Here is a 26,272-nt window from a genome sequence, read left to right as displayed (position 1 = left end):
TCTCCGTTCTCTATCAGTATCCGCTGCCGCGTTCAGTCGAAGTAGCTGACGCGCTCGGAAGGGGGCAGGATGGAATTCAGCGCAACTTCCAGGCGCCGCGGGTTCTCCTGGCGACCGATGGAAACCGTGCCCAGGGCATAGATCTGGTTCACCTGTGCCTCCACGTCGGCATTGCGCTCCAGTTTGCTGGCCAGCGGTGTGAAGACCATGTTGGCCAGCACGGCGCCATAGAAGGTGGTCAACAGGGCCACGGCCATGGCCGGGCCGATGGTGCTGGGATCCTCCAGCCGGCCCAGCATCTGGACCAGACCGATCAGCGTGCCGATCAGGCCCATGGCCGGCGCCACTTCGCCGGCCCGGCGCAGGATGCCGGCAGACTTCATGTGACGGTTCATGGTGGCATGCACCTCGCGCTCCAGGATGCGGGCAACCTCGTCCGGAGGGATGCCGTCCACGATCAGGGAGATCGCTTTCTGCAGGAAGGGCTGGTTGCGCAGGTTCTGCAGATGCTTCTGCAGTTCAAGGGTGCTGCCCTGCTTGCGGGCCACGTCGGCCAGTCCCAGGATCTGCATGGCTGCGTCCGAGGGCTGCTGCTGGCGGTAGATGATGGCGCGCATCATCACGCTCTGGGCCCGAATCACCTCGCGTACCGTATAGGAGATGCTGGTCACCATGAAGGTGCCGCCCAGCACGATCAGCATGGCCGGGATATCCACGAAGGAGCCCAGCGAGCCGCCCAGAATCATCGCCGAGGTGATCAGGACGAAACCGCCGGCCACCCCCAGGATCGTGGCGAGATCCAGGGTCATGCCGCTTTTCACCGGTTTCGGTGCCGCGCTCGCTCCGCGTGCTGCCGCACTTGCGTTGGCCATTCATCCTGCTCCCGGACTGTGGTGTGTCAGACGGCTCAGGACGAGCGATCGGACTTGATGATCTCGGTCATGGTGACCCCCAGGCGGTCTTCCATCACCACGACCTCGCCGCGGGCGACAAGGCGGTTGTTGACGTAGATCTCGATGGCTTCGCCCACCTTGCGGTCCAGTTCCACGACAGCGCCGCGGCCCAGCTTCAGCAGCTGGCTGACCTGCATGTTGGCCTTGCCGAGGACGGCCGAGACCTGAACCGGAATGTCATAGACGGCTTCCAGGTCCTGGGCGCTGGCCGGGCCGGTGCGAGGATCTTCCATCACCTGGTGCTCCTCGCCGGTATTCACCGCCTGCTCGTTGTCCATGTCCTCGAGATCGAAATTCTCTTTCTGGGCCATCGTTCAGTTCCTTTCCTCTGCGAAGCCTGGCTCCGCATCCTGGGGGTGGCTGTCATCCTGGCTATCGTAAGCGGGGGCCAGGGTCTCCCCGGTTGGTGGAATGTCTGCCTCCGCCGACTGCGGCCAGCTCTCGGGATCGCCATCTACGGGTTGCCCCTCGTACTGTGCCGTGTATGTGCCGTCTTCGGGCTCGCTGGCCGGAGCCGTTTCGGCGTCAGCGCCAGTGGCGGGATCGGAGGTCGGGGCGGCATCGGGGGCCGCGGCGGCGTCCGCCTGCGGTACCAGCGTGTGCTCGATCAGCTGGCCGATCTCCTGCCAGGCGCGCTCGCTGTCGCGCTCGACGCCGCCGTCGGCCCACTCGATCCGGATATCGCCGGGACGGACCTCCTGATCGGCCAGCAGGACGGTCTTGCCCTCGTAGCCGCTCTTGTCCTTGATCTGTTCCATCTGGCCGCGCAGGGCGTCCAGCTGGCTGTCATGCACCCGGATCACAACGCGCGGCTCTTCCATCAGGTGCATCAGACTGTCTTCCAGAAGACCGCGCACCTCCTGGTCGCCCTGGCGTTCCACCAGGCGGGGGAACAGTTTCTGAACCACCAGGATGCCAGCGCGCACGGCGTCGGTGCGGGCGCGTTGGAGCGATTGCTCGATCTGGGGATCCAGGGTGCCAAGCTGCCGGCTCAACTGGGCCAGGGTATCTGTCAGGCGGTTTTCCTCGTCCCGGGCCTGTTCTACCAGGGCCTGCTCGCGGCCGGCTTCCAGTCCGGCCTGATAGGCCTCGCGCCGGGCCTCGGCCAGCTCTTCCTCGCTGTGCTGAGGGGCAGGTGGGATCTCTTCCTGTTCGCTCACGTCCTCGACCGCCGGTTCCTCGGGCTGGGCCGGTGCGTCGAAGCTGTTTTCGAACAGGAATTTGCGTACCGCTGTCATCTCTGTGAATCCCGGCCGTCCATCAATAAACCAACTCGTCTTCGCCCTTGCTGTCGGCGATGACGATCTCGCCTTTGGCCGCCAGGTCCTTGGCCGCCTGAACGATGTAAAGCTGGGCCTCGTCCACCTCGCGCAGGCGGACCGGCCCCATGGCCTGCATGTCCTCGCGCATGATCTTGGCGGCGCGTTCGGACATGTTCTCGAAGAACAGGTTGCGCACGCTTTCCGAACCGCCCTTCAGGGCCGTGGCCAGGCGATCCTTCTCGATGGAGCGCAGCAGGGTCTGGATGCCACCGGAGTCCAGCTTCACCAGATCCTCGAAGGTGAACATCAGCGAGCGGATCTTTTCGGCCGACTCACGGTTGCGCTCCTCCAGGGACGACAGGAAGCGGGTTTCCATGTTGCGGTCCAGGCAGTTGAAGATCTCCGCCATCATCTCGTGAGAGTCCCGTTTGCTTGCGCGCGCCAGGTTGGTCATGAACTCGTTGCGCAGCGTTTTCTCCACATCCTCCAGCACTTCCTTCTGCACCGCCTCCATGCGCAGCATGCGCATGACGACTTCCATCGAGAAGGGCTCGGGCAGGTTGGCCAGCACGCGCGCGGCCTGCTCGGGCTTCACCTTGGACATCACCACGGCGACGGTCTGCGGATATTCGTTCTTAAGATAATTGGCCAGGACCTGCTCATTCACGTTGCCCAGCTTGTCCCACATTGTGCGGCCGGCCGGACCACGGATATCCTCCATGATCGCGTCGACCTTTTCCTTGTCCATGATCTTCATGAGCAGGCGTTCGGTGCTCTCGTAGTTGCCGACCAGCGTGCTTGAACCCGAGAGCTGTCCCGTGAACTCAGAGAAGACCTTCTCGACCACGGGCGCGCTGACCGTGCCCAGGTTGGCCATGGTCTGGGAAATCTCCCGTATCTCTTCGTCCTCCATCAGGGAAAAGACCTTGGTCGCATGGTCTTCACCCAGGGCGATAAGCAACAGGGCCGCTTTTTCAGCGCCGCTGAGCGTGGAGAAGTCTTCACGAATACGCCGTGCCATCAGTTAAGTCCTATTCCCTCAGCGTTCCTGGTAGACCCAGTTGCGAATGATGCCCAGGGTCTCCTGGGGATGCTTGTCCACCAGGTCGCTGACCTTGCGGATGGTCGAGGCTTTGATCTGACCCTCCACCTGGCTCATGTTCAGCATCATCTCGTCTTCTTCCTCGGACGACTGCTGTCCCGGCACCGGCAGGTTGCCGTAGTTCTCGCCCTGGGGAGAGGCCAGCAGGTTCGGGTCCTGCAGATTGGGGCCGGTCAGCGCGGCGTGCTGCTGCCCGCCGGCCAGGGCCGGTGTGCCCTGCATGCCGCTGCTGCCGCCCTCTGGCGTCAGTAGGCGCATGACGAGGGGGCGAACGATCAGCAACAGGACCAGGACCGCGATCACGCCCAGCACCAGAACCTCGGCGATCTTCATCAGCTGGCCGCGTTCCATGCCCAGCAGGCTGTCGCTTTCCACGCCGCCGGACGGCATGACATCGGCAAATTGCATGCTGGCGATCTCGAAACTGTCGCCGCGTTCCGGGTTGAAGCCTACGGCCGAGCGGGCCAGCGCCGCCAGTCGGTCCAGTTCCTCCTGGCTGCGCGGTTCGCTGACCGTTTCGCCCTCGGCATTGGTCGTCTGTACATCATTGACCAGGACAGCGACCGACAGGCGCTCCACGTCGCCGCCTTCCTGGACGTGGGTACGCGTGGTGCGGCTGATCTCGTAGTTGGTGGTTTCCTCGGTCCGGTTGGACATGCTGCTGGCGCCGTCAGCGGCTTCGCCGCCCAGGTCGGCATCCGGCAGGTTGTTGCCGACCGTCACTTCGTCCTGGCCGCCCTCGTTGTCCTGCATCATTTCCTCGACCACCTGGGTCGAGCGCACGACCTGTCCGTCGGGATCATAGATTTCCGAGTTCTCGGTGATGCGGTCATAGTTTATGTCTGCCGAGACCTCGACACGCACGTTGCCGATGCCCACCGAACGTTCCAGCAGCTGCTGGACCGATTGGGCAAGGCGGTTTTCCATGGACAGCCGGCGCTCCTCGGCACTGCCGGACAGACCGCCGGCGCCTGCGTCATCGCTGGTGCTGGCCAGCAGGTTCCCCTGGCTGTCGATGACCGAGACACTGCCGGGATCCATGCGCGGAATGGACGAGGCGACCAGTTGCTGGATCGAGCGCACCTGCTCCTTGCCCAGCCAGCCATTGCCCTCCAGCGCCAGAACGATGGAGGCCTTTGCCTCGTTGCGGTCGCGGCTGAACAGCTCGCGCTGGGGCAGGACCAGATGAACGCGTGCGCTCTTCACCTTGCCGATGGACTGAATGGTCCGTGCCAGTTCGCCTTCCAGCGCGCGCACATGATTGATGTTCTGCACGAAGTTGCTGGTGCCCAGGCTTTCGCCCTCGTCGAAGATCTCATAGCCCATGTTGCCGCCGTTCGGCAGGCCCTGTTCGGCCATGGCCAGGCGCATGCGCGCTACCTCGCTGGCGGGGACGCTGATGCTGCTGCCGTCGGCGCTCAGCTGATAGGGAATGTTTTGGGCGTCCAGCTCGCTGACGATCTGGCTGCTGTCCTGGGACTGAAGGTCGCTGTAAAGCAACTCCATGTCCGGCTGGGACATCCGGCCGATCAGGTAGATGAAGAAGGCCAGCAGGGCCGCGGCAACGCCGCCCAGCACGGCCAGACGGGCTGGCCCCAGTCGTTTCAGGGTATCGAGAAAGGTATTCACGCGCCGCTGTCCCCTCTGCCATGGCACGGGTCTGCGCCCACCGGGCCGACCCTGTCACAAGGGCACGCTAGGCGGTTTGGGTAAACACGAGGTTAACGCCAGGAAATTTTTGCCCAGCGGATTACTTCAAGCCGAATCTCTGCTTGCCGGGTCAAGCCAATAGGATTCAACGAGAAAGGGCGGCCGTTGCTGGCGACCGCCCTTGGATTTCCATGGATCGTCCCGGAACGGAACGATCAGGCCGGGTAGGGGAAGGGGGTTACTCCCGTACTGTCCTCCTCCTGCCGGCGATAGTCCTGCAGCCGTGTGATGCGCAGGCCGTAGAGACCGTGTTCATCGATCAGTCTCTGCCAGGACATGAACTCCTCCAGGGTCAACGTGTACATCTCGCAGGCTTCCTCAAGCGTGATCAGGCCGGCGCGCACACCCGCCACCACCTCGGCCTTGCGCCGGATCACCCAGCGCTTGGTGTTCCTTGGGGGAAGGTCCTCGATGGTCAATGGTTGGCCCAAGGGCCCGATGACGCTGGACGGCCTACCTGGTCGTTCTGACTGCATCCGGTTGTCCTCTTCTTCTTTCTCCAGACGAGGAGTGCAGTCTAGACCAGGGGGTCTTTAAAATTTCCTAATGCACAAGGCGGGTTTTCCACAGCAATCAGCCCTGGCCGGAGGGGGCGCTGGGAATATCGTGTACCTTCTTGATCAGGGACAGGCCGACTTCCGCATCGCCGATCTTCAGGATCGCCTTGCCGCCGTCGGTCTCAATGCCGTCCACCCGTCCGATGGTCGAGGTGGTGGAGGGCACCGGCACTTCATCGCCGTCCTTGGCCATGATGGCATAGGAATAGGTGCCGGGCGGCAGCTGGTTGCCCCCGTTGTCCAGGCCGTCCCAGACGAATTCGTGACGGCCGGCCGAGGTATCCCCCTCGATGGTGCGCACGATGCGCCCGCTGGCGTCCTGGATGCGGATGTCGGCGCTTTCGGCCGCCTTGCTCAGGTTATAGGCGCCCAGCGCCATGCCGTTTTCAAGCTGCAGCTTGTCGCCTTCGGCCTCGACGTGCTTGCCGATCATGTTCACGGCCGCGCCCATCTGGTTGTAACCCTGCAGGTCGATCAGCTTTTCCAGGTTCTTGTTGGACGAGATCTGTTGCTCCACCCCGGCGAAGCCCACCAGCTGCTGGGTGAATTCCTCGGTCTTCATGGGCTCCAGCGGATCCTGGTTCTGCATCTGGGTGGTCAGCATCATCAGGAAGTTGTCGAAGGTCTCGTCCAGGTCCTCGCCGCCGAAGCGCGAGCGGTTGTTGGCACTGCTTTCCTGGCTTGCCTGGGCGGACTGGTTGTTCATAAGGCTTGCGATATCCATGATATCAGGCTCCTTCAGACGCTCAAGTTGATCAGGCCGCTTCCGGCCCGGGGGTTTGCGTCGTTTTCTTCGGGGACTCTGTCATCGCCGGATCCGGTGCCGTTGGCGGCAGTGCCACCTGAAGCGGTGTCGCTTCGGCCCTGGTCAAAGGCCTGCTGCTGGCCGGCGGTATCACGGGTGTTGAAATTCAGGCTGCCGCTGTCGGTCTTGACCCCGGCATCGCTGAGCGCACGTTCCAGGGCGCGGGCGTCGCGCTGCAGCATGTCCAGGGTTTCCGGCCGCTCAGCCGTGATCGAGGCGCGCAGCAGGCCGTCCTGACCGAACTCCATCTTCACGTCCACGCGGCCCAGTTCGGCCGGGTGCAGCTGGACCGAGATACGGTCATTGCCGCCGGCCACGGCCTTGTGGATCTTCATGGCGATCTGGTCGGCCGCGGGGCCGCCCTGAGACTTTGCCGCCTGCTGTGCCTGTGCCGCAGCCTGCTGCGCTTGGGCAGATGCGCGCAGCTGATTCTCGAAGGACAGGGCGTTCAGCCCTTCGGGACCGCGGCTGTTGCTTGAAGGCGTCAGGAACTCTTCGCGCCCCTGCAAGCTGGTGAGCGCTTCGGCCAGGCGGTTGACGCCACCGGCCTGTTCCGACAGGCGCGCAAGGCTGCGCTCCAGGGCCTGGGTCGCGGCCTCGTTCTGCAGGGCCTTGCCGGCCTGCCGCAGGCTTTCATAAAGTTCGGCGGCCTGTTTGTCCGACAGGCTCTGGGCCGCCTGTTGCCGCTGGGCAAGTTGTTCCTGCTGCTCGGCAGAAGCCGTCACGGCAGCCTGCCGGCTGGCCTGCTCGCCGTCGCGTGCGGCGGTCTGGCCCCTGTCAGCTATGACGGCTTCCTGGTTGTTGCCCTGGGTCTGCTGGAGGGTGGCGCCGTTTTGGCCGCCGGGCAGGGCGGTGTCATCGGCTGAACCAGCCGCCTGTCCGCTGCGAAGCTGTGCCTGCTGGTCACCCTGTTGCGCGCCCTTACCGTTGGAAGCCGCCTTCAGGCCTTGCAAAAGGCTGTCCAATTGACGCCCCAGATCGGCCAGCGCGTCATTCGCGGAGGGTACGGCCTTTCCTGTGGTGCTGGCCTGCGCTTCCGCCGCTGCCAGCAGGCTGGTCAGGTCCAAACCCTCGCCATTCTCGCTCAGGGAATCCTGCAGGTCCGAAAGCTGAGCCTGCAGGTCGCTCAGGAGTTCGTGACGCTTGCTGTCCTGTCTGGCCGCTTCCTTCAGCTGCGCCACCGCAGCCTCCAGGTTGTCCAGCAGGTCCGACAGCGATGAGGTTGCGGCTGCCTTCTGATCCTGTGTGCCTGCCGGGGACGCGCCCGTACCTTCGAGCTGCTGCAACAAGCTGTCGAGCTTGTCCTGCAGCTCGGAGAGCGCAGCAGCGCTTGTCTCGCTGTTGTCCAGGAATGGCTGCGCAGCCTGTGCCGGGTTTTCTTTCTGATTCAGGCGGGCCAGGGCCTTCTCGACGGCGGCCACTGCCTGTTCCTTGTCCTGGGTCTCGCCAAGTTTTGCCAGGGCATTCAGTAGGCCGCCGGGCGCATCTTCAGCGCTTTCCAACGCCCCACTTTCCAGTCCACCTCTTTCCAGTCCTTGGGCCAACTCCACCAGGGCTTTGGCCAGATCTTCGAGCGCGTCCGTGGACAGGACGCCGTCTTCTCCGATGATCGCTGTTTGCCCCTTGCCGGAACCTCCCTGGCCGGACAGGCCCGAAAGCGCCGAACGCAAGGCGTCCTGCAAGGCTTCCCCCTGCAGGGCCTTGCCGCCGCCCTGTGCGCCGTCATCCTTTAGGCTAGCCAATAGGGCCTGCGCCCCGCTCTTACCGGTCTTGCCTTCGGAATTGCCTTGCATCAGGGCCAGGAACCCGCCCGGACCGCCGCCCTTCTGTTCTGTCTTGCCGCCTACCTGGACCAAAAGGCCCTGGAGCGCCGAGGATGCTTCACTGATCACGTTCGTACCGCCTTCATGCTGTCATCACGACGTGGATTTCTGTCGTGGAGTAGAATGCAAGCGGCGGGCCAGTTTGCGAGTGGCGGTTTTAAGTTATTGGGATATTTAAAGGAATTCCGTGGTGCGGTGTGAGGATATCGACTTCACAGCCCCTTACTGTACCGTCCCGGCAGGATTTGCCGCGACACTTCCCCAGGCCAAACGGTCAATGCCAGCGTGCTCTTTGACGGGCCAAGTACGTGGTTCGAGGCCCGACCCTGATGGGTCGAGCACCTCACCATTAAGTTAATTTGGAAAAGGCCTTTCCGAATGCGACGGCGTCACCCTGGCGCTTTCAAGCGCCCAGCACCCTCAAGCGACCAGGGAGATCTCGCGGGTGGCTTTGCCGGGGTCAATGTTGGGCCCGCCGCTGACGGCCAAGGCACTGGTGGCGCTGGGCTCAGTTCTGTCAGCCTGCGCACGGCTCGTATCGCGCTTGGTGTCTTGTGGTGCACCGATCTCCGGCAGGGCGTCCTGCTGTTCTTCCAGGGCCTTTCGATAGGCCTCGACCTGCTTCTCGCTGGGGTACTGCTGTTCGACCTCGCCAGAAGCCGGATCGACAATCTGAAACAACAGCACCTTGGCCTTCATGTCGTACTGAAGGACGGGATTGATTTGCAGCGGCGCCCCGTCTTCGGCGTCAGGTGACGCCGGTAACTGTTTCAGGTTTTCACTCCCGGCAGGGGAGGGCACAACCTGATCCTGCAGGGCAGGAAAATCTGCATGTGAAACGCTCGTGATTGCCAACATCGCTCGCAGCGCCTTTGTTGCAAACATCAAGATACTTATATTTTAAAACAAGATGTATGTGTGAATCAAGTTGTTTCTGCAACTTGAGGGATTAGGGCCTCTTAGGAGATACAATTCATTATGGCAACCCGTCTCCCATTCATGAATTCGGACCTCAGGCCGCCGTGTTAGGAAGTTATTAAGACCTGGTGTTGATAATCGCCAAGGTCGCCTGAAGGCGGCTTTCATTCACTCCAATATCAGGAGCTTTAAAAATGGCGAACTCTATCAATACCAATGCCGGCGCTATGGTGGCGCTGCAGAACCTCAGCAAGGTCTCCTCCGAGATGGAGACCATCCAGAACCGCATCAGCACGGGCTTGCGTGTCTCCCGCGCGCAGGACGACGGTGCGGTCTTTGCGGTGGCCCAGGGACTGCGATCGGACATTGGATCTCTTTCTTCGGTCAACGAGCAGCTAGGCGGCGCCAAGGGTCTTGTTGATACCACCATCACCTCCCTGACCAATGTCTCGGACACCATGGGTGAGATGAAGAACATTCTGGTCAAGCTTGCGGACGAGAATGTTACAGGTGATACGCGCACCCAGTACGAAGAGCAGTACAAGAGCCTGGCTGCCAACGTGAACGGCTTCATCGAAGACTCTCGTTACAACGGCAAGTCGCTCATCAATGATGGAAGTGCAGCTGTCCACGGCAGCGTTTCCGTGATCCGGAATGAACAGGGCGAGAACTATACGGTGGATAGCTTCTCAGCGGCTGCAAGCGTTTTCAGCCTGATCAGCGGTGGTGCTCTGGGAACGAACGCAGCGAGTGCTGCGGCCCTTCTGACCGGCAGTTTTGCTACGGCAGAACAGCGCGTCGGTACTCAGCTGAACAACTACGCCAACGATGCCAAGTTTATCGACAACCAGGTCAGCTTCAACCGGGACAAGGCCGACGCGATCGAGCGTGGTCTGGGCGCATTGGTCGATGCCGATTTGGCCAAGGAATCGGCCAACCTGCAGGCCCTGCAGGTGAAGCAGCAGCTGTCGACGCAGTCGCTCGGCATCGCCAACCAGTCACCACAGATCCTGCTCAGCCTGTTCGGTTAACCTGAACAGCATTGGCTGTCCGATAAGGAAGCTGATGCATTTCGACCGATTTGGTTGGACGAACAACTTGAAACCCTCTTCAGTGTCAAATCGCTGGAGAGGGTTTTTCTTGTCTTGATATACACAAAGTAATTTTCCGATCCTTTCGAAGGACAATTAGCTGGAGTGGCAGAAACTGCCAACCTGGCGGCAGTTTTTGCCGTTCCGTCCCAAGGAAGGGATCGAGCACCTTAGAATTGCTCTTAAAATTACAGTGCAGAGTTTGGCATGGACTTTGCGAGGGGAGGTTGAACCCTTAGCAAAGGAGGCCAAAATGGCGAACTCTATCAATACCAATGCCGGTGCCATGGTGGCGCTGCAGAATCTCAACAAAGTCTCCTCCGAGATGGAGACCATCCAGAACCGCATCAGCACGGGCCTGCGTGTCTCCCGCGCGCAGGACGACGGTGCGGTCTTTGCGGTGGCCCAGGGACTGCGATCCGATGTTGGGTCCCTTACTTCGGTCAACGAGCAGCTTGGCGGCGCCAAGGGGCTTGTTGATACCACCATCACCTCCCTGACCAATGTCTCGGACACCATGGGTGAGATGAAGAACATTCTGGTCAAGCTTGCGGACGAGAATGTGAATGGAGACACGCGCACCCAGTACGAAGAGCAGTACAAGAGCCTGGCTGCCAACGTGGAGGGTTTCATCGAAGACTCTCGTTACAACGGCAAGTCGCTCATCAATGATGGAAGTGCAGCTGTCCACGGCAGTGTTTCCGTGATCCGGAATGAACAGGGCGAGAACTATACGGTGGATAGCTACTCTGCAGCGGCAAGCATTTTCAACTTGATCAGCAGTGGTGCTCTGGGAACGAACGCAGCGAGTGCTGCGGCCCTTCTGACCGGCAGTTTTGCTACGGCAGAACAGCGCGTCGGTACTCAGCTGAACAACTACGCCAACGATGCCAAGTTTATCGACAACCAGGTCAGCTTCAACCGGGACAAGGCCGACGCGATCGAGCGTGGTCTGGGCGCATTGGTCGATGCCGATTTGGCCAAGGAATCGGCCAACCTGCAGGCCCTGCAGGTGAAGCAGCAGCTGTCGACGCAGTCGCTCGGCATCGCCAACCAGTCGTCTCAGGTTCTGCTTAGCCTGTTTGGTGGATAATGTTTCGCCCCGGTTTGTCTTTCTGGCAACCGGGGCGAATTCACAGCTGAGCAATTATAGCTGATGAAGGTCATGTTGTTTTTCCGTGCAGGCATTAACAACCGCTTAACCATGACCTGTATACCTTAGTCCGCAAAATTACTGAATGTGGGAGTTATGATCGTGACTGACTCGATCTCACCCTCGATGTCCAAAGCTTACTTGAATGCTTATGCCCAAGCCCAATCCATGCGTTCAACGCGTAGTCGGGAGGCGGACATCTTTAGACGTGTTACCTGGGCGCTGAAAGAAGCCAGGAAATCAGGTGAGTCCATGCAAAAAGTGCGTGCCATCTCGGATGTCCGGCGGCTCTGGGGAGTCGTCCACGATTCCGTCCTACACCCTGAAAATCATTACCCGGATCAATTGAAAGCCCAGCTGGCCTCAATTGCGCTGACGGTATTGCGTGAAGTCCAGTCAGAGGACCCGGATCTGGATTTCTTGATTTCGGTAACAGCGAGCGTGGGTGAAGGGCTTGATGATGCTCCGTCCTCAGCATCTTCTGAGAGTTCGTGAATTTGCTAGAGCAACCGGCTCCTGGTTCTGCATAGAAAGGTCATATGAACATGCATGCGCAGCTTGACAGTAACACCGAAAAGCGGGTTCAGGACGCCGAGCGTTTGGCCGGAAAGGGCCAATATGTGGCTGCAGGGCGGATCTACGACGTTTTGCTGAAGCAGAATCCGGATAGCAGCGGCTATCGCGCCCGTAGGGGTGAAATGGCTTATGCAGCTGGCGATGCAGCGAGAGCTATCGAGCTGTTGAATCCGGTGCTGGAGACAGATCCCGAGAATGTGCAGCTATTGAAGGTGCGTGGAAGTGCGCGTGCGCGTCATGGTGATATAGAGGGAGCGTTGGATGATGCGTCTCTGGCTGTCACTCTTGCACCGAGTGATCCAGAGGCCGCGTATCTGCTTGGTAGTGTGCTCTATGGCTGCAAGCGTTATGAAGAAGCGGTCCTGTGCTTTGGCGATGCTGTAAGACAGTCACCGACTGCAAAAAGTTATCTACTGGCGCTGGCAGATAGTTTCATCGCATTGCAAAAGTGGCAGGCAGCAGAAGAACTGCTCAATGCAGTGATTGCTGAAGACCCTGCTACCAGTTTTACACCCTATGGCATGCTGGCTACGGCCTACCTGAAACAGAGATGTCCCGGCAAAGCCGTAAGCTTGCTGGAAGAAGCTGGTCGTCAGGGCTTCAATGACAGTCGTTACTACCAGCAGCTGGGCAATGCTTACATAACGGCTCAACAGACTGAAAAAGCGGTGACTGCGTTCGAGGCGGTTTTGCGTTTGGAGCCGGACAATACCTATGCAAAACACCTGCTTGCTGCTGCTCGTGGCCAGGTGACGAACAAGGCCTCTGGAAGCTATGCAGCCCAACTCTTTGATTCCTACGCGGACAGTTTCGACAAGCACCTGGTTGAATTGCATTATCGTGTTCCAGGTCTTGTGCGCAGAGCCGTGGAGCGCATCTATCCAAGTATAGGCCCCGAGCCTGACAAGAAGAAGCTCGGTCGCATCCTGGATCTTGGGTGTGGTACAGGCTTGGTTGGGGTTGTGCTTTCCGACATTCTTGGCGGTTTCCTGAAGGGCGTGGATATCTCATCCAAGATGGTGGCCAAGTCACAAGAAAAACAGATTTATAGCGAACTCGAGACTGCAGATATCCAGGAACTCCTTCAGCAGGATAAGGAAATTTATGATCTGGTCATTGCAGCTGATGTGTTGTGCTATTTTGGCGAGCTTGAGGAACTGTTTAAAGATGTTCGCGCTCATCTCCTAACAGGCGGAGTGTTCATCTTCTCTGTAGAATCCCATCCGGAAGATGCAGAGCAGCCATACACGCTATCTTCTTCAGCAAGATACCGACACCAGAAGAGCTATGTAGAAGATGCCATTGTCCAAGCCGGGTTCTCCATAGAAGAAATCATGGAAGAGAACCTGCGCATGGATTTCGGCAATCCAGTACAGGGACTGCTTGTTGTGGCCCATGCAGCGGAGACCTGCGCATGATCGATCAATTAAACACAGCCAAAGATCTTGGGTGTGAGCCATCAGAAGAACTGAGGACCCAAACACCAGCGGCTGTGAGCAAAACATCGCTGGGAAATTTGAATAATGATCCCAGGGAGTTGGAGCAGCGTTATCGCTATGCTCTAGGCTTGCTGGCGGAGGATAAACCTTCAGAAGCGATTGCAGACTTGCAGGCTATACACGCTATTATTGGCGATGATCCAGCCCTGATGATCAATCTGGGCATTGCTCTGACATCCGCCGCTCGAAGCGAAGAAGCATTGCCTGTCTTACGTACGGTGGTCGAAAAGACCCCGGAGGATGCTGAAGCACATTACAGACTGGCGGAAGCACTGCGGTTAACCAAGGCCTATCAGGAGGCCTTGGATGAATATAAGAAATGTCTGCTGTTAAAGCCCGATCATATCTCGGCACTCAGGAATATAGCACTCTGGGCCTTGGAGAATCGTGATGTAGAAACGGCCCTAGAATACGCAGATCAGGCTTGTGAATTCTATCCTGAAAACCATGAACTCAGGCTCAATCTTGGGGCTGCAAGAGAAGCTTCTGGCGACGTGCCTGGAGCACGGCAAGCATATTTGGATACTCTCTCTCTCTCTCCATTGAACCTGCAGGCAGCAAGGCGTCTGGTTGGCCTGGAACTCATGGGTTATGGACTTCAGGTGGCGCTTGAAGTCTGGCAGGTGCAAGTTGATCAAAACCCGGATGATTTATCTGCTCTGATTGTATTCAGCCTTCTTCTGGAAAGAAGTGAGCAGAAACAGGCTGCGCTTGAATATCTCGCAGTTTTGCGAGCTTTGGTAAACCCCGAGGATTGTGAAGGCCTTTGTAGCCTGGCAGCCATATATGGAGAACTGGACGCCTATGGCGAAGCTGAAGATATTTATGCCGAGGCCTACCAACTGGACCCGAATAATCTGGAAGTCTTGAAGGGCAGGGCACGTTCTCTATCCAAGATCGCTCGCTATAGTTCTGCTTACCGTATGTGTCAGGAGGGGCTGGCTATTGAGCCGGATAACCTGGTACTCCAAAATCTGAAAGCTTGCTCTGAGCAACATCTCGGATGGCACAGTCAGGCTCGCCATTTTCTATTGGATGCAGTTTTCCAAAAAGAGGATTCAGGGATTCTGCGCAGTGCTATTGGTGTCTTACCTTACGATTTTTCAATAACTCCGGAAATGCTGCTTGATGTTGGCCGGAAAATTCAGACGGGAAATCGTGGGTTTGTGGAAAAAGTCTACAATAACACAGTGGATGGCGAACGACCGTTGCGCATTGGTCTTCTTTCAGGGTGCTTTGGCAAGCACCCTGTAGGCTGGCTGACAGTTGCGGCCTTTGAAGCCTTGCCGAAGGATAAATTTTCCTTGCATGTCTTCTCGACACGTCGGCGAGACGATTACCTAAACCGGCGCTTCAAGGTCAACGCAGAAACCTGGCACGAATACAGTCCCCACGATACGATGCGTATCAGTCATGATATGTTGGCGGAAGGGATTGATATATTAATTGATTTGGGCGGCTATGGTGACGGGGGAAACCCTCAGGTGCTTTTGGAGAAGCCAGCTCCAGTCGTTGTTAAGTGGGTTGGCTCCCAGTCTTGTTCGACCGGTCTCGACACCATTGACTGGATGCTGACGGATTTTATCGAGACCCCAGAAGGTTTTGAGAAATACTATACCGAAAAGCTGTTGCGTCTGCCGGATGGGTACATCTGCTATACTCCACCAATAAATATTCAGGAACCGCGCTCTCTCCCTGCATTAGAGAATGGCTATGTGACCTTCGGGTGCTTCAATAATCTCTGCAAGGTAAATGATGAAACATTGGAGCTTTGGTCCAGGGTCCTGAAACGTGTTCCTAATTCGCGCATGATTGTGAAAGCCCGCACATTCGAGGAGGACGAAACGAGCAAGCTCTTTCTGGAGCGCTTTGCAAAGTATGGTATCGAGGCAGATAGGTTGGAGTTGCGCGGTACCTCGCCTCATGAGGAGATGATGCGCCAGTATGCCGATATGGATATTGCACTAGATCCCATTCCCTATAGCGGTGGGCTGACAACTTGTGAATCGCTGTACATGGGTGTGCCTGTAGTAACCGTCCCATTTCGTACTTTCGCCAGCCGTCACTCTGCATCTCACATGACCAACGTTGGCTTGGCTGATTGGGTTGCTGAAGAAGGGAATCTGGAACAGTATGTGGATATAGCTGTTGCCAAGGCCAGCGACATTCAGAAGCTCTCAGAGTTACGGGCAGGCCTGCGTAATCAGCTGCTTGCCTCTCCGATTTGTGATGCTATCCGGTTTGGAGGGAATCTAGGGACTGTCTTGCGTTCTGCTTGGCGGGAGTGGTGCAAGAATCAGGAGAACAATTCATCTGTCGATGCACTTTCAGACGAACTTGCCTCTGTTATTGATAATAAAGTGGAGTTGGATAGTCTTCTGATATCGCCTGCCCATATACGACGGATAAGAGATAGGTTAGGCGCAGGGCATGGTTTGTTTCCCACGACTGGTGCAGGATCCGAGGAGCAGCAAGCTCTTATAGGCGATCCGGTCCTGGAGAATGAATCCAACTTTGAATTCAATACTTTCACAATGGAAAAAGGGCCACTGGCTCTGCTCAAAGCGTTATTTGAACGGGTCAAGCCAAAAACTGTTGTGGAATTTGGCTCAGGAATAAGCACCGCTATTTTGGCTCGACATTTGATTGATATTCATGGCGGCGATGGGGATATTTCCTATATCACGATTGACCAATCCCAGGAATATCTCAACGAAGCTTTGGCAAGAGCGGAAACGCATGCCACTGGTCTTGTGAGAGGCAAGTATGCCCCTGTTGGAGATATTGAAGCCGGGGGCAGGCAAACCCAGTGCTATCAAGTTACGCAGAAAGAGTGGCAGGAACTTCTGGATGGCCGGCTTGTCGATATCGTGATCATCGATGGCCCAGTTGGAGGAGGGCCCTATGGGGTGCGAGGAGCACGTTTCGGCACGGTCCCCATGATTGCACCTTATGCGGCCAACGGCGCCCTCTTCACATTGGACGACGCCTTCCGTGACACCGAGATAGAAATAAGCGAGCAATGGCAGGATCTTCCAGGTATTGGGGTTCTAGGCTATTACCCTCTCGGAAAAGGGGTTTTGATTGGTCAGTTTAACAAGGCCTGAAAGCTTGTTTGGCACTGGAGTCTTTGCCTTGTATGAGGAACTGTGCCGGAACAGGAGCGGGCCTTCAACAGGCAAGGTTTTCTTAACCTCTTTGCACCAGAATAAGATCCATCATCCATCGGAATTCCCCAAAATGGGGAAGGACTCACAGAACTGGAGGTTTTGATGGGGCTTATTCTGAAGCTCAAGAAGGGCGAGCATCTTGTCGTTAACGGAGCGCTGCTGCGGTTCGAGCGCGCTTCCAAGATTGTCCTCAAGACCAAGTCCGCCGTCATGCACGATCGGCAGATCATGCGCCCCGACGAGGTCACGACGCCGGCAGCCCATATCTATTTCGCCATACAGAATGCCTATATGGCCGAGGACGAGGATCGCCCGGCCTATGTGGATCAGGCCGAAACGCGCATTGCCGAGTTTCGAGAGGCCTCCACCCTGTCGGCCGTTCATGAAGTGCTGGATGCCATACAGGCCTTGATTTGGCAGGCGGATTTTTTTCAGGGGCTACAGATGACGCGGCAGCTTCTGGAGTATGAATCGGCCCTGCTTGGCATGGCAGATGCAAGGGTCTCCACGGAACTCGATGTCTGTGAAGAGGTCGAGACTGACAGATACGATGAAGTGGAGATGACACCATGATGCAGAACACTCAAGCCTTGGCCGTGGAGCAGGCTGACATGACAGACGGTACGGAAATGCGCGCGCGTGAGTTCCAGGCACTGGAGCGCGTCACAGCCACCCTGCGCCAGGCGCGCGATACGGGTGAGGCCGCCGAGGCGGAACGTGGTCTGGCCATGCAGAAGCAACTGTGGACGGCCTTTATCGAGGACCTGTCCGCTCCGGGGAACGCCCTGCCGGCCGAGCTGCGCCAGCAGTTGACGAACATCGGGGCGGTGGTGCTTCAGAATGCGAACGTGGCCAACGACGAGTCCATCGACTTCGATTTTCACATCAACGTGAACGAAGCCATCATGGAAGGCCTGCAAGGAGGCTGAAGTCATGAACAACTGGCAAGCGGTGGGTGCACTGTTCGGTGTGCAGACCGGCGGGTTTTCCGGTGTCGGCGGCAGCATGGCGCTGGGGGGAGGTGATCCCATCACCCAGTACCGGACGGCCCAGAGCATGAAGGACCGCCAGATGGAGATGGTCCGTCAGGACCCCATGGTGAAGCGCGACATTGCCGAGTTCAACAAGGCCCTGGAGAATGCGGAAACGCCAGAAGACCTGCTCAACAACCGGCGGTCCATGGAATTCCTGCTGCGTGGCCTGGGGATGGCGGATCAGATCGGCAATGATGCTCTGATTCGCAAGGGCTTTCTGGAAGACCCCTCCAAGCAGGACGCCCTGGTCAACCGCCTGCAGGACAAGCGCTACAAGGAAGGCGCCGAGATGTTCCGTTTTGCGGAGCTAGGCCTGGAAGCTGTTCGTAACGAGGAATTCAAGACTAAGTTCACGGAATCCTATGTTCAGCAGCGCTACGAGGAAAAACTTGCCGAGACCAACCCGGCAATTCCCGACGCCATGGCCTTCGAGCGAATCGTCAAGGACAGCAAGAAGGATCTGACCAATCCCTATAACATCTTGGGCGATCCGCTCCTGCGCCGCGTCGTGACGACGGCCCTGGGCCTGCCGCGCGAGATTGCCGTGCAGTCTGTGGAGGCCCAGGCCCGTGCCGTCACCTCGCGCATGGACCTGAGCGACTTGAAGGATCCGCAGTATGTGGACAAGTTTGTTCAGCGTTTCCTGATGAACGACACACGTGGCGGCCAACAGGGCATGGGCGGTATGGCTGGCCTTGGCGGCGGCGGCGGTAACGGCGCCTGGCAAACCAACCTTCTAAACGGCCTTTCCGGAGGGGGAGGCGGCGGCCTTGGCGGAGGAGGCGGCTTCCTGGTTTAGGATGTGTCCCCAGGCCAGGCCGCCACTGCGGTGAGGTGGTTCGAGGGTCCCTGCGGGGCCGCCTCACACCATGAGGAGATTCCTGGGGCGGTGACCTTTGCTCACAATTGCGGCCTGGGCCGCTTGCGCCTCCAAACCTATCGCAGGTAGTTGGCTAGAGAGGTCTGGAGCAGGCGGGCGGTGCTTTGGTAGCTGGCTTGCAGGACGGTTTGGGTCATCGACAGCTTGGTCGAGACCTCGGCCAGGTCCACGTCCTCGATCTTGCCAGCGGTCTTTTCCAGGAAGTCCAGGGTGCCACTGTGGTGCTCCCTTTTTGCCGCAGCGCGGGCCTGGTTGAAGCCATTCTTTGCTTCCAGTTCGCCCAAGCCGGTCGCGGCGCGTTCCAGCAATGTCCGTGCTTCTTGTAAATTGTTCTTTGGATCCTGCTTGGCATAAATCAGAGAGTTAATGAAGTCCTGGATGGCAGGCTCAGCTGCACTCACTCCATATTCCATCTGTTCGCTATCATCGATATGGATGCTGTCTCTGTTCCAGACATTTGTATCATCAATGTTTCCGGTTTTATTGATGTAGTCGCTTGCAGTCTGGTTGCCTTTTGTGACCGGAGGATCGTTTGGGTCTATTGTGATTGTCGTTTCATCAATATCTACGAGTGAAACTGTTGGCGCTTCATCAGTGATTGATCCCGAAAAGAGATAGCGGTCGCCATCCTTGACGGAGAGGGCGGCCTCTATGTCGGTAAGCCAGCCGTCCAGTTCTCCCAGAAGCATATCCTCGGTCACCTTGTCCTGGTCTTCGAGCCGAATCAAGGTTTCACGCGCATCGGCGGCGGTTTTGGACAGGGAGTTCAAGGAGTTGGCATAGAGCTCCGTGCGCCGGTCCACGGCGTTGAGGCTGCGCATATAGGACTCGGTGCGCTGGGTCACCTCCTTGCCTTTCAGAAGCTGCCCGGCGTCGCGTGCGACGCCGGCTAGACCGCCCGGTTTCTTGCCGCTCGCCAGCTGTTCCTGAAGGCTGTAGAGCTGGGTGTTCAGGGATTGGGTCTGGCGCGTAACGTCCAGGAAGCGTCCGTAGGTGCTGTTGATCGTCGTCATCGTCCGACTGCGCCCATCAGTGTGTTCATCATGTCATTGACCGTCTGCATCACCCGCGCATTGGCGGCATAGGCGTTCTGTAGTGCAATCAAGTCAGCCATTTCCTGGTCCACGTCGACCCCGACCTTTCCGCGGAACTTCGCCTCCATGGCGTCGCGCGAGGCGGTTGCGTTTTCCAGGTTGTGTTTGCTTTCCGCCTTGAAGCCCGCGGTGTTTTCTATGATGCCGCTGAGCTGTCCGCCAATATTGTCATCAATCAGGGCTTGGGAGACCGTGCCCCCGGCATCGTTCTGAAGGGCTTCCGTGCCATTCAGAATCGCTGGTTTGACCTGCAACGTACCGGCGCCAGGTGCGGCAGGAGTCTGGAAGAATATATCTCCGGCTCCTCCATAGGCATCATTCACTGTAGTTCGTATATCCACGGCGAAGTCGTTCAACTGATCCTTGAGCTTCTGAATCGTGCCAGCTGCCGGGTCGTTGCTGCCCACAAGAGTGTCATCCAGCATCCGCAGACGTGCTCCGATCTCACCGTCCTTGAAGGCATTGGTGACAGTGTTGCCGTCACTTTCCTTGATGATATCGTCGCCATCCCAGGAGAACTGCTGCGCTGAAATTCCGACCAGCTGCGTGCCGCTGGAGGTATAAACCTGGGCACGGCCCTGGTCGTCCATCAGGACGCGGGTGTCCACCAGTTCCGAAACCTCCTTGATGGCCGCATCGCGGCGATCCTCGAGATTACCGACCGTTTCGCCCAGAGCCTTGTTGCCTGCGATTTCCTTGTTCAGTTTCTCAATCTCGAGCAGCTTTTCGTTCAGTTGCTCCACCGACTTGTCAACCTGGCTGCGTATTTCCTGCTCCAAGCTTTCGGTTTCGGCGTAGAGATGGTTGACTTCCTTGGCTAGGGCATCGGCTGTATTGATAACCCGAGAGGCCATGGTGTTGCTTTCCGGCGTGGCCTCGAAGTCGCGCAGGGCGGTTTCGAAGTCGCTAAAGAGCTGCTGCAGGCGCGGCGTGTCGGCATCGATGTTCAGCATTTCGCCGAGCCGCTCCGCCGTTTCCGCGCGGGTTTCGTTGCCTGCTGCTTGTGACGTCAGTCCGCGCACATCCTGGGCAATTCGGTCGGCGACCCGGCGTTCCACGCCCTCCAGATAGGGGCCCGACAGGCCAACGCCCGAGTGGCTGGAATGCTGCAAGACCTTGCGCGAGTAGCTCGGGTCCTGGGCATTGGCAATGTTGGAAGAGGCGACCTCTGTGCCGGCCTGGGACAGGCGGAGGCCGGCAAAGGCGTTGTTCAATGCCACGTTCAACGACATGTCGGACCTCCTTTCCTGTTCAGTTTACGGCAAAAGGGTTAAGAAATAACCGCTAGAAGTTAGCGTTTGATGTTGATGACCTCGGCCAGCATCTCATCGGCCGTCGTGATGATCTTGGAGTTTGCGGAATAGGTCCGCTGCGCCGTGATCATCTTGGTGAACTCGTCACTGATGTCCACGTTGGAGGCCTCGAGAGTCTGGGACGAGATCGTACCATTGCTGCCAAGACCTGGGGGGTTCAGACGCGGCACACCGGAATCAGGACTCTGCTGGAAAGCATTTCCGTCCAAACGAGTCAGGCCATTCGGATTGTTGAACTGGGTCAGCGGCACCTGGAAATAGGTCTTCGTCTGACCGTTGTCATAGTTCAGGTTCACATAGCCCGCGTCATCGATAAAGAGATCCTTGAAAGCCCCAGGCGGCACGCCATTCTGATCCAGAGAGTTCAGTTGGAGTTCCGTGCCTGTATACTGGGTCGTGCCGTTAGCTCGTTCAAAATTCCCCAGGTTAATGGTGATATCCTGGGCATCAATACCTGCTCCAAAATCAAGTCCCTGTAGCGTTATCTCAGCTGGATCTCCACCTGCCTGTGAAGCTGGCGGTGTTATGTTTGGGTCTGCACTTGTATCTATGCCATTTGCGGCAATCCGTCCGTTGTCGAACTCAAACTCGACGGGACCATAACTAGCAGGAGTGCCATCGGGAGAATTGATGGATAGCTCCCAGATATTGTCGGTCGCAGTTTTACTCCAGACGAGGTCGAGATTTCGTTGGTTGCCAACGGAATCGTATATCTGAATGGAGTTTGCAGGCAGTGTTGTGCTTGGATCCAACTGAGACGGTAGGTTTGCCGCATATTGGATGTTGCTGGTTGGTACGGGTGAGTCCTGCAGCTGTGAGATCTGGATAGGTTTAACATCTGCCGTATTCGCAATACCCGTTCCCGGGTCTACATCCCAACCATTCAGGTAATATCCTGAGGAGTTTACAAGGTAACCGCTTTCGTCGACCTCGAAATCACCTGCGCGCGTGTAAAAGCTGCTGGGCTTGAAGTTCACTTCACCGCTGTTGGGGTCCACGCTTTCAGGCTGACTGACTGAGAAGTAGCCCTTGCCGGTCACGCCCAGGTGGGTGCTGACTTGGCTCTGCTCCATGTTGCCCTGTATATCGTTGCGGAACGAGGGGCGGGCGCGGACGCCGCCGGCCTGGTGCTGGTTCTGATTCGAATCGGTGACCAGAGTGGAGAAGGCGGTGTCGACGCGCTTGTAGCCCGTTGTCCGCGAGTTGGCGATGTTGTCCGAGATGTTGGCCAGGGCGGAGGACTGGGCCCCCAGGCCGCTGACCGCTGTGTTCATTGCTCCATAGACGCTCATGTCTTTCTATCCCTCAAGGCGTGGATGGGACTGTCTGTCATGGTTGTGTAAGCAAACTTCATGCCAGACAGGGGTTTTCTTAACCTGTTGCTTCCATTCGGATTTTTATCCACTGTCCTTTTCATCGGGACAGGGCCGGGCATTTCTTGCCGCCCAAGTATATTTTTGCCGTGAGACCGTAGCTGTTCATGCGGCTGTTGCCGGCTGGCGTGCCGGCAGGATCTCGTCCATCAGGATGCGCTGCCAGCCGCAGCGGCGGCGCCAGTCCAGTAGAAGTGGTGCCCGCCGGTTGGCGAAGTAGCGCGTGCCCTTGTCCGAACGGGCCGGCGTGACGATCAGCAGGCTGCGCAGGTCGCCGTGCGCAATGCCCAGGCGCCGTTCGGCCCAGTCGATCTCGTGCGCCGGCAGGGCGCCACCGACGGAGGCAGGCGGCACGACCAGGAAGCGCAGATCCCGACTGGTCTGACTCTGCAGGCAGAAGGTGCCGGGCAGGCGACTTTCCGCCAGTGGGGTCAGCCAGAAGTCGTGTTCTTCCGGATAACCCAGCAGGCCGCGCGGGAAGGCCAGGGAGATGCGCTGCCCTGCTTCCTTCTGGGGCATGCGCGTCGTTTTGCTGTCCTGCTCGTGCCGGGACGGCAGATCAACGGTGCGCTGGGTGGGAAAGGACAGACCGCCGGGGGGCAACTGGTCGGCGGGAAGCGGATTGCGGAACTGAATGGTCATGGCTGGTTTCCTTGCGTTCTGTCGCCCGTGGAAAAAGTCACAGGCTTTCGTTGATGCGCAGCGATACAGGCGCACCTCCAGCCGAGCCGCCACTGTGGGCGCCGCTGGCGGCATATCCGCTGGTCTCGCGCTGTTGGGCCTCGACCGCGCTGGCAATGGCGCGGAAGACACGGTCATGGGCTTCCATGGCGGCCTTCAGCGCGGTTTCGTTGGCCTGGGCCGTTTCGTTCAGGCGCTCGATCACATCCGCCAGCTCGTCACGCAAGCGGGGCTCCAGGGTTTCGCTGAACCCCGGGTTCTCGCGAAGCGCGCGGACATGGCCACGGTATTCCTCGGTCAATGACGCCTTCTGTTCCGAAAGCTCATTGATGCTGTTGACCTCGAGCTTGCGCAGCAGGTGGATCTCCCGGTCCAGGACCGAGGTCAGGTCGCGCGCCAGCTCAATCAGGCGCAGCAGGGTCGTGGGCTCAGAAGCGTCCTCGGCAGAGGAAGCCGGCGTGGTTTGAGATGGTGTGGTTTGGGGAGGCGCGGCAAGGGCCGTGTTGGCAAGCATGGGTCTAGTCCTCCTGCATCTTCATCATTTCGCGGGCAACGCTGTCGGCGATGCCGATGCCGCCGCGGCGGGCCACGGACTTGCCGATCTCGTCGATCATCAGCGAACGGTACATGCCCTCGGCCTGTCCGCCGCCGAAGTAACCATCGGTCTCCAGCCCCTCGAACATCGGGGCCATCATCTGGGAGATGAAGACGGCTTCGAAGTCCTGGGCCGTTTCACTGACCTGCTCTGGGATTGCGACCCGGTCCGGAATTGCCGTGTCTTTTGACGCACCGGAAACATTGGGCTGGGCCGTTGAACGCGCCTGGCTGGCTGCCTGGCGGGTCGTTCCCGCCGCCATGCGGTCCTGGGCCAGGCCCTGGAGGGACTGCAGCGCGGCGGTATCATTCAAGGAACTCATCATCACATCACCTCCAGGTCGGCCTGCAGGGCACCCGAGGCCTTGATGGCCTCCAGGATCTGGATCATGTCGCGCGGGCCGACGCCCAGGGCGTTCAGGCCGTTGACCAGGTCGCGCAGGGTCACGCCCTCGGACATGACGGACAGCTTGCGTTCCTCGTCCTCGTCCACCTCGATCTGGGTGCGCGGAACCACCACGGTCTCGCCTTCCCCGAAGGGGTTGGGCTGGCTGACCTGCGGGGTTTCGGTGACGCGGATGGTCAGGTTGCCCTGGGCGATGGCGACTTCCGAGATGCGCACATTCTCGCCCATGACGATGATACCGGAGTGTTCGTCGATGACGACGCGGGCGGGCTGATCGACGCGCACGGGCAGCTGTTCGATGTCGGTCAGCAGGTCCACCGTGGAGCCGGGGTAGTCCGCTGGTACGCGCACGTTGATGGTGGCGTTGTCGATGGCCTCGGCCGTGGGGTTGTTCAGCAGGGCATTGATCGACTGGGCTGCACGCCGGGCCGTGGTGAAGTCGGGGTTGTGCAGCGACAGCTTCACTTCCCGCATGGAATTCAGCTCGAAGCCAATTTCCTTCTCGATGGTGGCACCGTTGGAAATGCGGGCGCTGGTGGGCGTGCCGCGCGTGACACTGGTTGCCGCGCCCTGGGCTTCGAACCCGCCCACGGCCAACGGACCCTGACCCACGGCATAAACTTCGCCATCGGCACCCAGAAGGGGCGTGACCAGCAGGGTGCCGCCCCGAAGGCTGTCGGCATCGCCCATGGCCGAGACCCGAACGTCGATGTTCGTGCCCTGGCGGGCGAAGGCGGGCAGTTCGGCCGTGACCATGACGGCGGCTACGTTGTCGGTTTCCAGATTGGGATCGCGGGTGTTGACCCCCATGCGCTGCAGCATGCCGATCAGGCTTTCGCGGGTGAAGATCGAACTGGAGAGGTCGTCGCCCGTGCCGTTCAGCCCGACCACCAGGCCATAGCCGATCAGCTTGTTGCTGCGCACGCCCTCGAAAGAGGCGATGTCCTTGATCCGGTTCTGTGCATGAGCGGTCCCGCTGATGGAGATCGCCGTGACGGCAAGCAGCAGCGTCAGGGAGATCAGGGTGCTCAGGTGGCGCAGGTAACGCATGGCTTTCTTTCTGTCCCGTTTTATCGTCACGGCCATTTTCGGCCTTGTTACGCAGGATGCTATGCGAGGATCGTGCCAACTAGGGAAGAACGAATTTTTCATAGGAAAAACAGACTACTAGAAAGGGGTAAATTTTTCTCTAACCATGACCCGGCAGGAATCAGCCATGGACAAGCGGCAAAAATTTCCCTAAAGCCGCGCGCTCTTCACGGCCTATTAACCATTCCCCTGCACTCTGTGGAGCCTAGGCCAACAGCTTGTGAACCGTGAGTTCCATGAAGATCGATTCCCTCTCTTCCACCCAGTCGAGCAGCGCCAAACGTCGCAGCGCCAAGACGCGCTCTGCCGATGGTGCGTTCTCAAGCCTGCTGGACGAAAGCGGCAAGACCCGATCGGTCTCTTCCGGTGGGCCGGCCGGTGCCGTGGACGCCCTGCTGAGCCTGCAGGAAGTGGAAGGCGAGGTGCCGGACCAGCGCCAGCGCTCCTGCCAGCATGCCGAGGACATCCTGGACCGCCTGGAAGAACTGCGCCTGGGCCTGCTGTCCGGGCGTCTGTCACAGCCGCTCCTGGAACGAATCGGGAAATTGCTGTCCGCACGCCCCGCCGACAGCGGGGATCCCGATCTGGAAGCCATTCTTCAGGATATCGAATTGCGTGCCGCCGTGGAGCTGGCGAAGCTGCAGCGCTGAGTCCGGAGGACAGGCCCCGAGAAGGGCGGATTCCTGCCCATTCCGGGGGGCTTGTTCCGGACGGCAAAAATCATATACTCCGCGCGCATTTTGCATTTGCCGTGAGAGTTCCGCATGACGGTTACCTTGCCTCCCGACTACCGGCCTTCCGAGGACGAGAGTTTCATGAACCCGCAAATGCGGGAGTATTTCCGGCTAAAGCTTCTGCAGTGGAAGGCCGAGCTGCTGAAGGAATCCGGTGAAACCATCAATCACATGCAGAGCGAAAGCCTGGCCGAGCCGGACGTCGCCGACCGTGCCTCGCTGGAATCCGATCGCTCGCTTGAGCTGCGCACCCGTGATCGGGAACGCAAGCTGATCACCAAGATCGATGCCGCCCTGCAACGCATTGAGGACGGCAGCTACGGCTATTGCGAAGAAACCGGTGAGCCGATCGCGATCCGCCGCCTGGAAGCCCGCCCCATCGCAACCCTGTCGCTGGAAGCGCAGGAACGCCACGAACGCCTGGAGCGCACCCAGCGCGACGATTGAAGGGTGGC

General features: G+C 58.8%; 26 protein-coding genes. 10 read left to right on the top strand and 16 right to left on the bottom strand.

Annotation, left to right across the window (positions count from 1 at the left end):
- Nucleotides 1–32: 32 nt before the first annotated feature.
- From G502_RS0103930 to G502_RS0103890, 9 genes are all read right to left on the bottom strand, one after another.
- Entirely contained in the window at nucleotides 33–872 is an 840-nt protein-coding gene (locus tag G502_RS0103930; RefSeq protein ID WP_022727357.1) for a motility protein A, read from the bottom strand.
- Nucleotides 873–907: 35 nt separating this feature from the next.
- Nucleotides 908–1,186 (bottom strand): flagellar motor switch protein FliN, encoded by a 279-nt coding sequence (gene fliN / locus G502_RS0103925; protein ID WP_437123806.1) that lies wholly within the window; start codon nucleotides 1,184–1,186, stop codon nucleotides 908–910.
- An 81-nt stretch (nucleotides 1,187–1,267) separates the two neighbouring features.
- Entirely contained in the window at nucleotides 1,268–2,191 is a 924-nt protein-coding gene (locus tag G502_RS21305) for a FliH/SctL family protein (RefSeq protein ID WP_022727355.1), read from the bottom strand.
- Between the two features lie 22 nt (nucleotides 2,192–2,213).
- Entirely contained in the window at nucleotides 2,214–3,236 is a 1,023-nt protein-coding gene (fliG, locus tag G502_RS0103915) for a flagellar motor switch protein FliG (RefSeq protein ID WP_022727354.1), read from the bottom strand.
- 18 nt (nucleotides 3,237–3,254) lie between these two features.
- Nucleotides 3,255–4,946, bottom strand: coding sequence for a flagellar basal-body MS-ring/collar protein FliF (gene fliF / locus G502_RS0103910; protein WP_022727353.1), 1,692 nt, complete (start codon nucleotides 4,944–4,946; stop codon nucleotides 3,255–3,257).
- Nucleotides 4,947–5,182: 236 nt separating this feature from the next.
- Nucleotides 5,183–5,503 (bottom strand): CtrA inhibitor SciP, encoded by a 321-nt coding sequence (gene sciP / locus G502_RS18560; RefSeq protein WP_022727352.1) that lies wholly within the window; start codon nucleotides 5,501–5,503, stop codon nucleotides 5,183–5,185.
- A gap of 97 nt (nucleotides 5,504–5,600) precedes the next feature.
- A complete protein-coding gene (locus G502_RS18555) occupies nucleotides 5,601–6,308 on the bottom strand; it encodes a flagellar hook assembly protein FlgD (protein WP_022727351.1) in 708 nt (235 codons plus the stop codon).
- Nucleotides 6,309–6,322: 14 nt separating this feature from the next.
- Nucleotides 6,323–8,281, bottom strand: coding sequence for a flagellar hook-length control protein FliK (locus G502_RS0103895; RefSeq protein ID WP_022727350.1), 1,959 nt, complete (start codon nucleotides 8,279–8,281; stop codon nucleotides 6,323–6,325).
- 351 nt (nucleotides 8,282–8,632) lie between these two features.
- The gene (locus tag G502_RS0103890) at nucleotides 8,633–9,013 is read right to left on the bottom strand and encodes a hypothetical protein (RefSeq protein ID WP_155957785.1); all 381 of its coding nucleotides are present in this window, start codon (nucleotides 9,011–9,013) and stop codon (nucleotides 8,633–8,635) included.
- A 311-nt stretch (nucleotides 9,014–9,324) separates the two neighbouring features.
- Here G502_RS0103890 and G502_RS0103885 point away from each other — a divergent pair, with 311 nt between their 5' ends.
- From G502_RS0103885 to G502_RS21300, 8 genes are all read left to right on the top strand, one after another.
- Nucleotides 9,325–10,161: a flagellin gene (locus G502_RS0103885; RefSeq protein WP_022727348.1), complete on the top strand. Its 837-nt coding sequence runs from the start codon at nucleotides 9,325–9,327 to the stop codon at nucleotides 10,159–10,161.
- A 313-nt stretch (nucleotides 10,162–10,474) separates the two neighbouring features.
- Nucleotides 10,475–11,314: a flagellin gene (locus G502_RS0103880; protein ID WP_022727347.1), complete on the top strand. Its 840-nt coding sequence runs from the start codon at nucleotides 10,475–10,477 to the stop codon at nucleotides 11,312–11,314.
- A 162-nt stretch (nucleotides 11,315–11,476) separates the two neighbouring features.
- The gene (locus G502_RS21885; RefSeq protein ID WP_162140944.1) at nucleotides 11,477–11,869 is read left to right on the top strand and encodes a flagellar biosynthesis regulator FlaF; all 393 of its coding nucleotides are present in this window, start codon (nucleotides 11,477–11,479) and stop codon (nucleotides 11,867–11,869) included.
- 44 nt (nucleotides 11,870–11,913) lie between these two features.
- A complete protein-coding gene (locus G502_RS0103870) occupies nucleotides 11,914–13,368 on the top strand; it encodes a tetratricopeptide repeat protein (protein WP_022727345.1) in 1,455 nt (484 codons plus the stop codon).
- Nucleotides 13,365–16,556 (top strand): O-linked N-acetylglucosamine transferase family protein, encoded by a 3,192-nt coding sequence (locus G502_RS0103865; protein WP_081649667.1) that lies wholly within the window; start codon nucleotides 13,365–13,367, stop codon nucleotides 16,554–16,556. The genes G502_RS0103870 and G502_RS0103865 overlap by 4 nt, the downstream gene beginning before the upstream one ends.
- Before the next feature lie 165 nt (nucleotides 16,557–16,721).
- Nucleotides 16,722–17,192 carry a flagellar biosynthesis repressor FlbT gene (locus G502_RS0103860; RefSeq protein WP_022727343.1) on the top strand — a complete coding sequence of 157 codons (471 nt, stop codon included), beginning with the start codon at nucleotides 16,722–16,724 and terminating at the stop codon, nucleotides 17,190–17,192.
- Nucleotides 17,189–17,548 (top strand): flagellar biosynthesis regulator FlaF, encoded by a 360-nt coding sequence (locus G502_RS0103855; RefSeq protein ID WP_022727342.1) that lies wholly within the window; start codon nucleotides 17,189–17,191, stop codon nucleotides 17,546–17,548. Before G502_RS0103860 ends, G502_RS0103855 begins: the two co-directional genes overlap by 4 nt.
- A 4-nt stretch (nucleotides 17,549–17,552) precedes the next feature.
- Entirely contained in the window at nucleotides 17,553–18,452 is a 900-nt protein-coding gene (locus G502_RS21300) for a DUF1217 domain-containing protein (protein WP_022727341.1), read from the top strand.
- Between the two features lie 137 nt (nucleotides 18,453–18,589).
- Here the strand turns inward: G502_RS21300 and G502_RS0103845 are convergent, their stop codons facing one another.
- The 7 genes from G502_RS0103845 to G502_RS0103815 form a co-directional block, all read right to left on the bottom strand.
- Nucleotides 18,590–19,546, bottom strand: a complete 957-nt coding sequence (locus tag G502_RS0103845) for a flagellin (protein WP_022727340.1) — start codon at nucleotides 19,544–19,546, stop codon at nucleotides 18,590–18,592.
- Nucleotides 19,543–20,859 (bottom strand): flagellar hook-associated protein FlgK, encoded by a 1,317-nt coding sequence (gene flgK / locus G502_RS0103840; protein ID WP_022727339.1) that lies wholly within the window; start codon nucleotides 20,857–20,859, stop codon nucleotides 19,543–19,545. Before flgK ends, G502_RS0103845 begins: the two co-directional genes overlap by 4 nt.
- A 59-nt stretch (nucleotides 20,860–20,918) precedes the next feature.
- Nucleotides 20,919–22,232, bottom strand: coding sequence for a flagellar hook protein FlgE (locus G502_RS0103835; RefSeq protein ID WP_022727338.1), 1,314 nt, complete (start codon nucleotides 22,230–22,232; stop codon nucleotides 20,919–20,921).
- A 186-nt stretch (nucleotides 22,233–22,418) separates the two neighbouring features.
- Nucleotides 22,419–22,955, bottom strand: a complete 537-nt coding sequence (gene fliW / locus G502_RS0103830) for a flagellar assembly protein FliW (RefSeq protein WP_022727337.1) — start codon at nucleotides 22,953–22,955, stop codon at nucleotides 22,419–22,421.
- 37 nt (nucleotides 22,956–22,992) lie between these two features.
- The gene (locus G502_RS22375) at nucleotides 22,993–23,508 is read right to left on the bottom strand and encodes a flagellar protein FlgN (RefSeq protein WP_022727336.1); all 516 of its coding nucleotides are present in this window, start codon (nucleotides 23,506–23,508) and stop codon (nucleotides 22,993–22,995) included.
- A 4-nt stretch (nucleotides 23,509–23,512) separates the two neighbouring features.
- A complete protein-coding gene (locus G502_RS0103820) occupies nucleotides 23,513–23,914 on the bottom strand; it encodes a rod-binding protein (RefSeq protein WP_022727335.1) in 402 nt (133 codons plus the stop codon).
- Nucleotides 23,914–25,044 carry a flagellar basal body P-ring protein FlgI gene (locus G502_RS0103815; protein ID WP_022727334.1) on the bottom strand — a complete coding sequence of 377 codons (1,131 nt, stop codon included), beginning with the start codon at nucleotides 25,042–25,044 and terminating at the stop codon, nucleotides 23,914–23,916. The genes G502_RS0103820 and G502_RS0103815 overlap by 1 nt, the downstream gene beginning before the upstream one ends.
- A gap of 275 nt (nucleotides 25,045–25,319) precedes the next feature.
- Here G502_RS0103815 and G502_RS0103810 point away from each other — a divergent pair, with 275 nt between their 5' ends.
- Together G502_RS0103810 and dksA are read left to right on the top strand one after the other, a co-directional pair.
- Nucleotides 25,320–25,733: a flagellar assembly protein FliX gene (locus G502_RS0103810; RefSeq protein WP_022727332.1), complete on the top strand. Its 414-nt coding sequence runs from the start codon at nucleotides 25,320–25,322 to the stop codon at nucleotides 25,731–25,733.
- Between the two features lie 114 nt (nucleotides 25,734–25,847).
- Nucleotides 25,848–26,264 carry an RNA polymerase-binding protein DksA gene (dksA, locus tag G502_RS0103805; protein ID WP_026989029.1) on the top strand — a complete coding sequence of 139 codons (417 nt, stop codon included), beginning with the start codon at nucleotides 25,848–25,850 and terminating at the stop codon, nucleotides 26,262–26,264.
- The last annotated feature ends 8 nt before the right edge of the window (nucleotides 26,265–26,272 follow it).

It is taken from the genome of Fodinicurvata sediminis DSM 21159 (genome assembly GCF_000420625.1).
Taxonomy (GTDB): Bacteria; Pseudomonadota; Alphaproteobacteria; order Kiloniellales; family DSM-21159; genus Fodinicurvata; species Fodinicurvata sediminis.
This window is presented reverse-complemented; position numbering and strand designations above follow the sequence as displayed.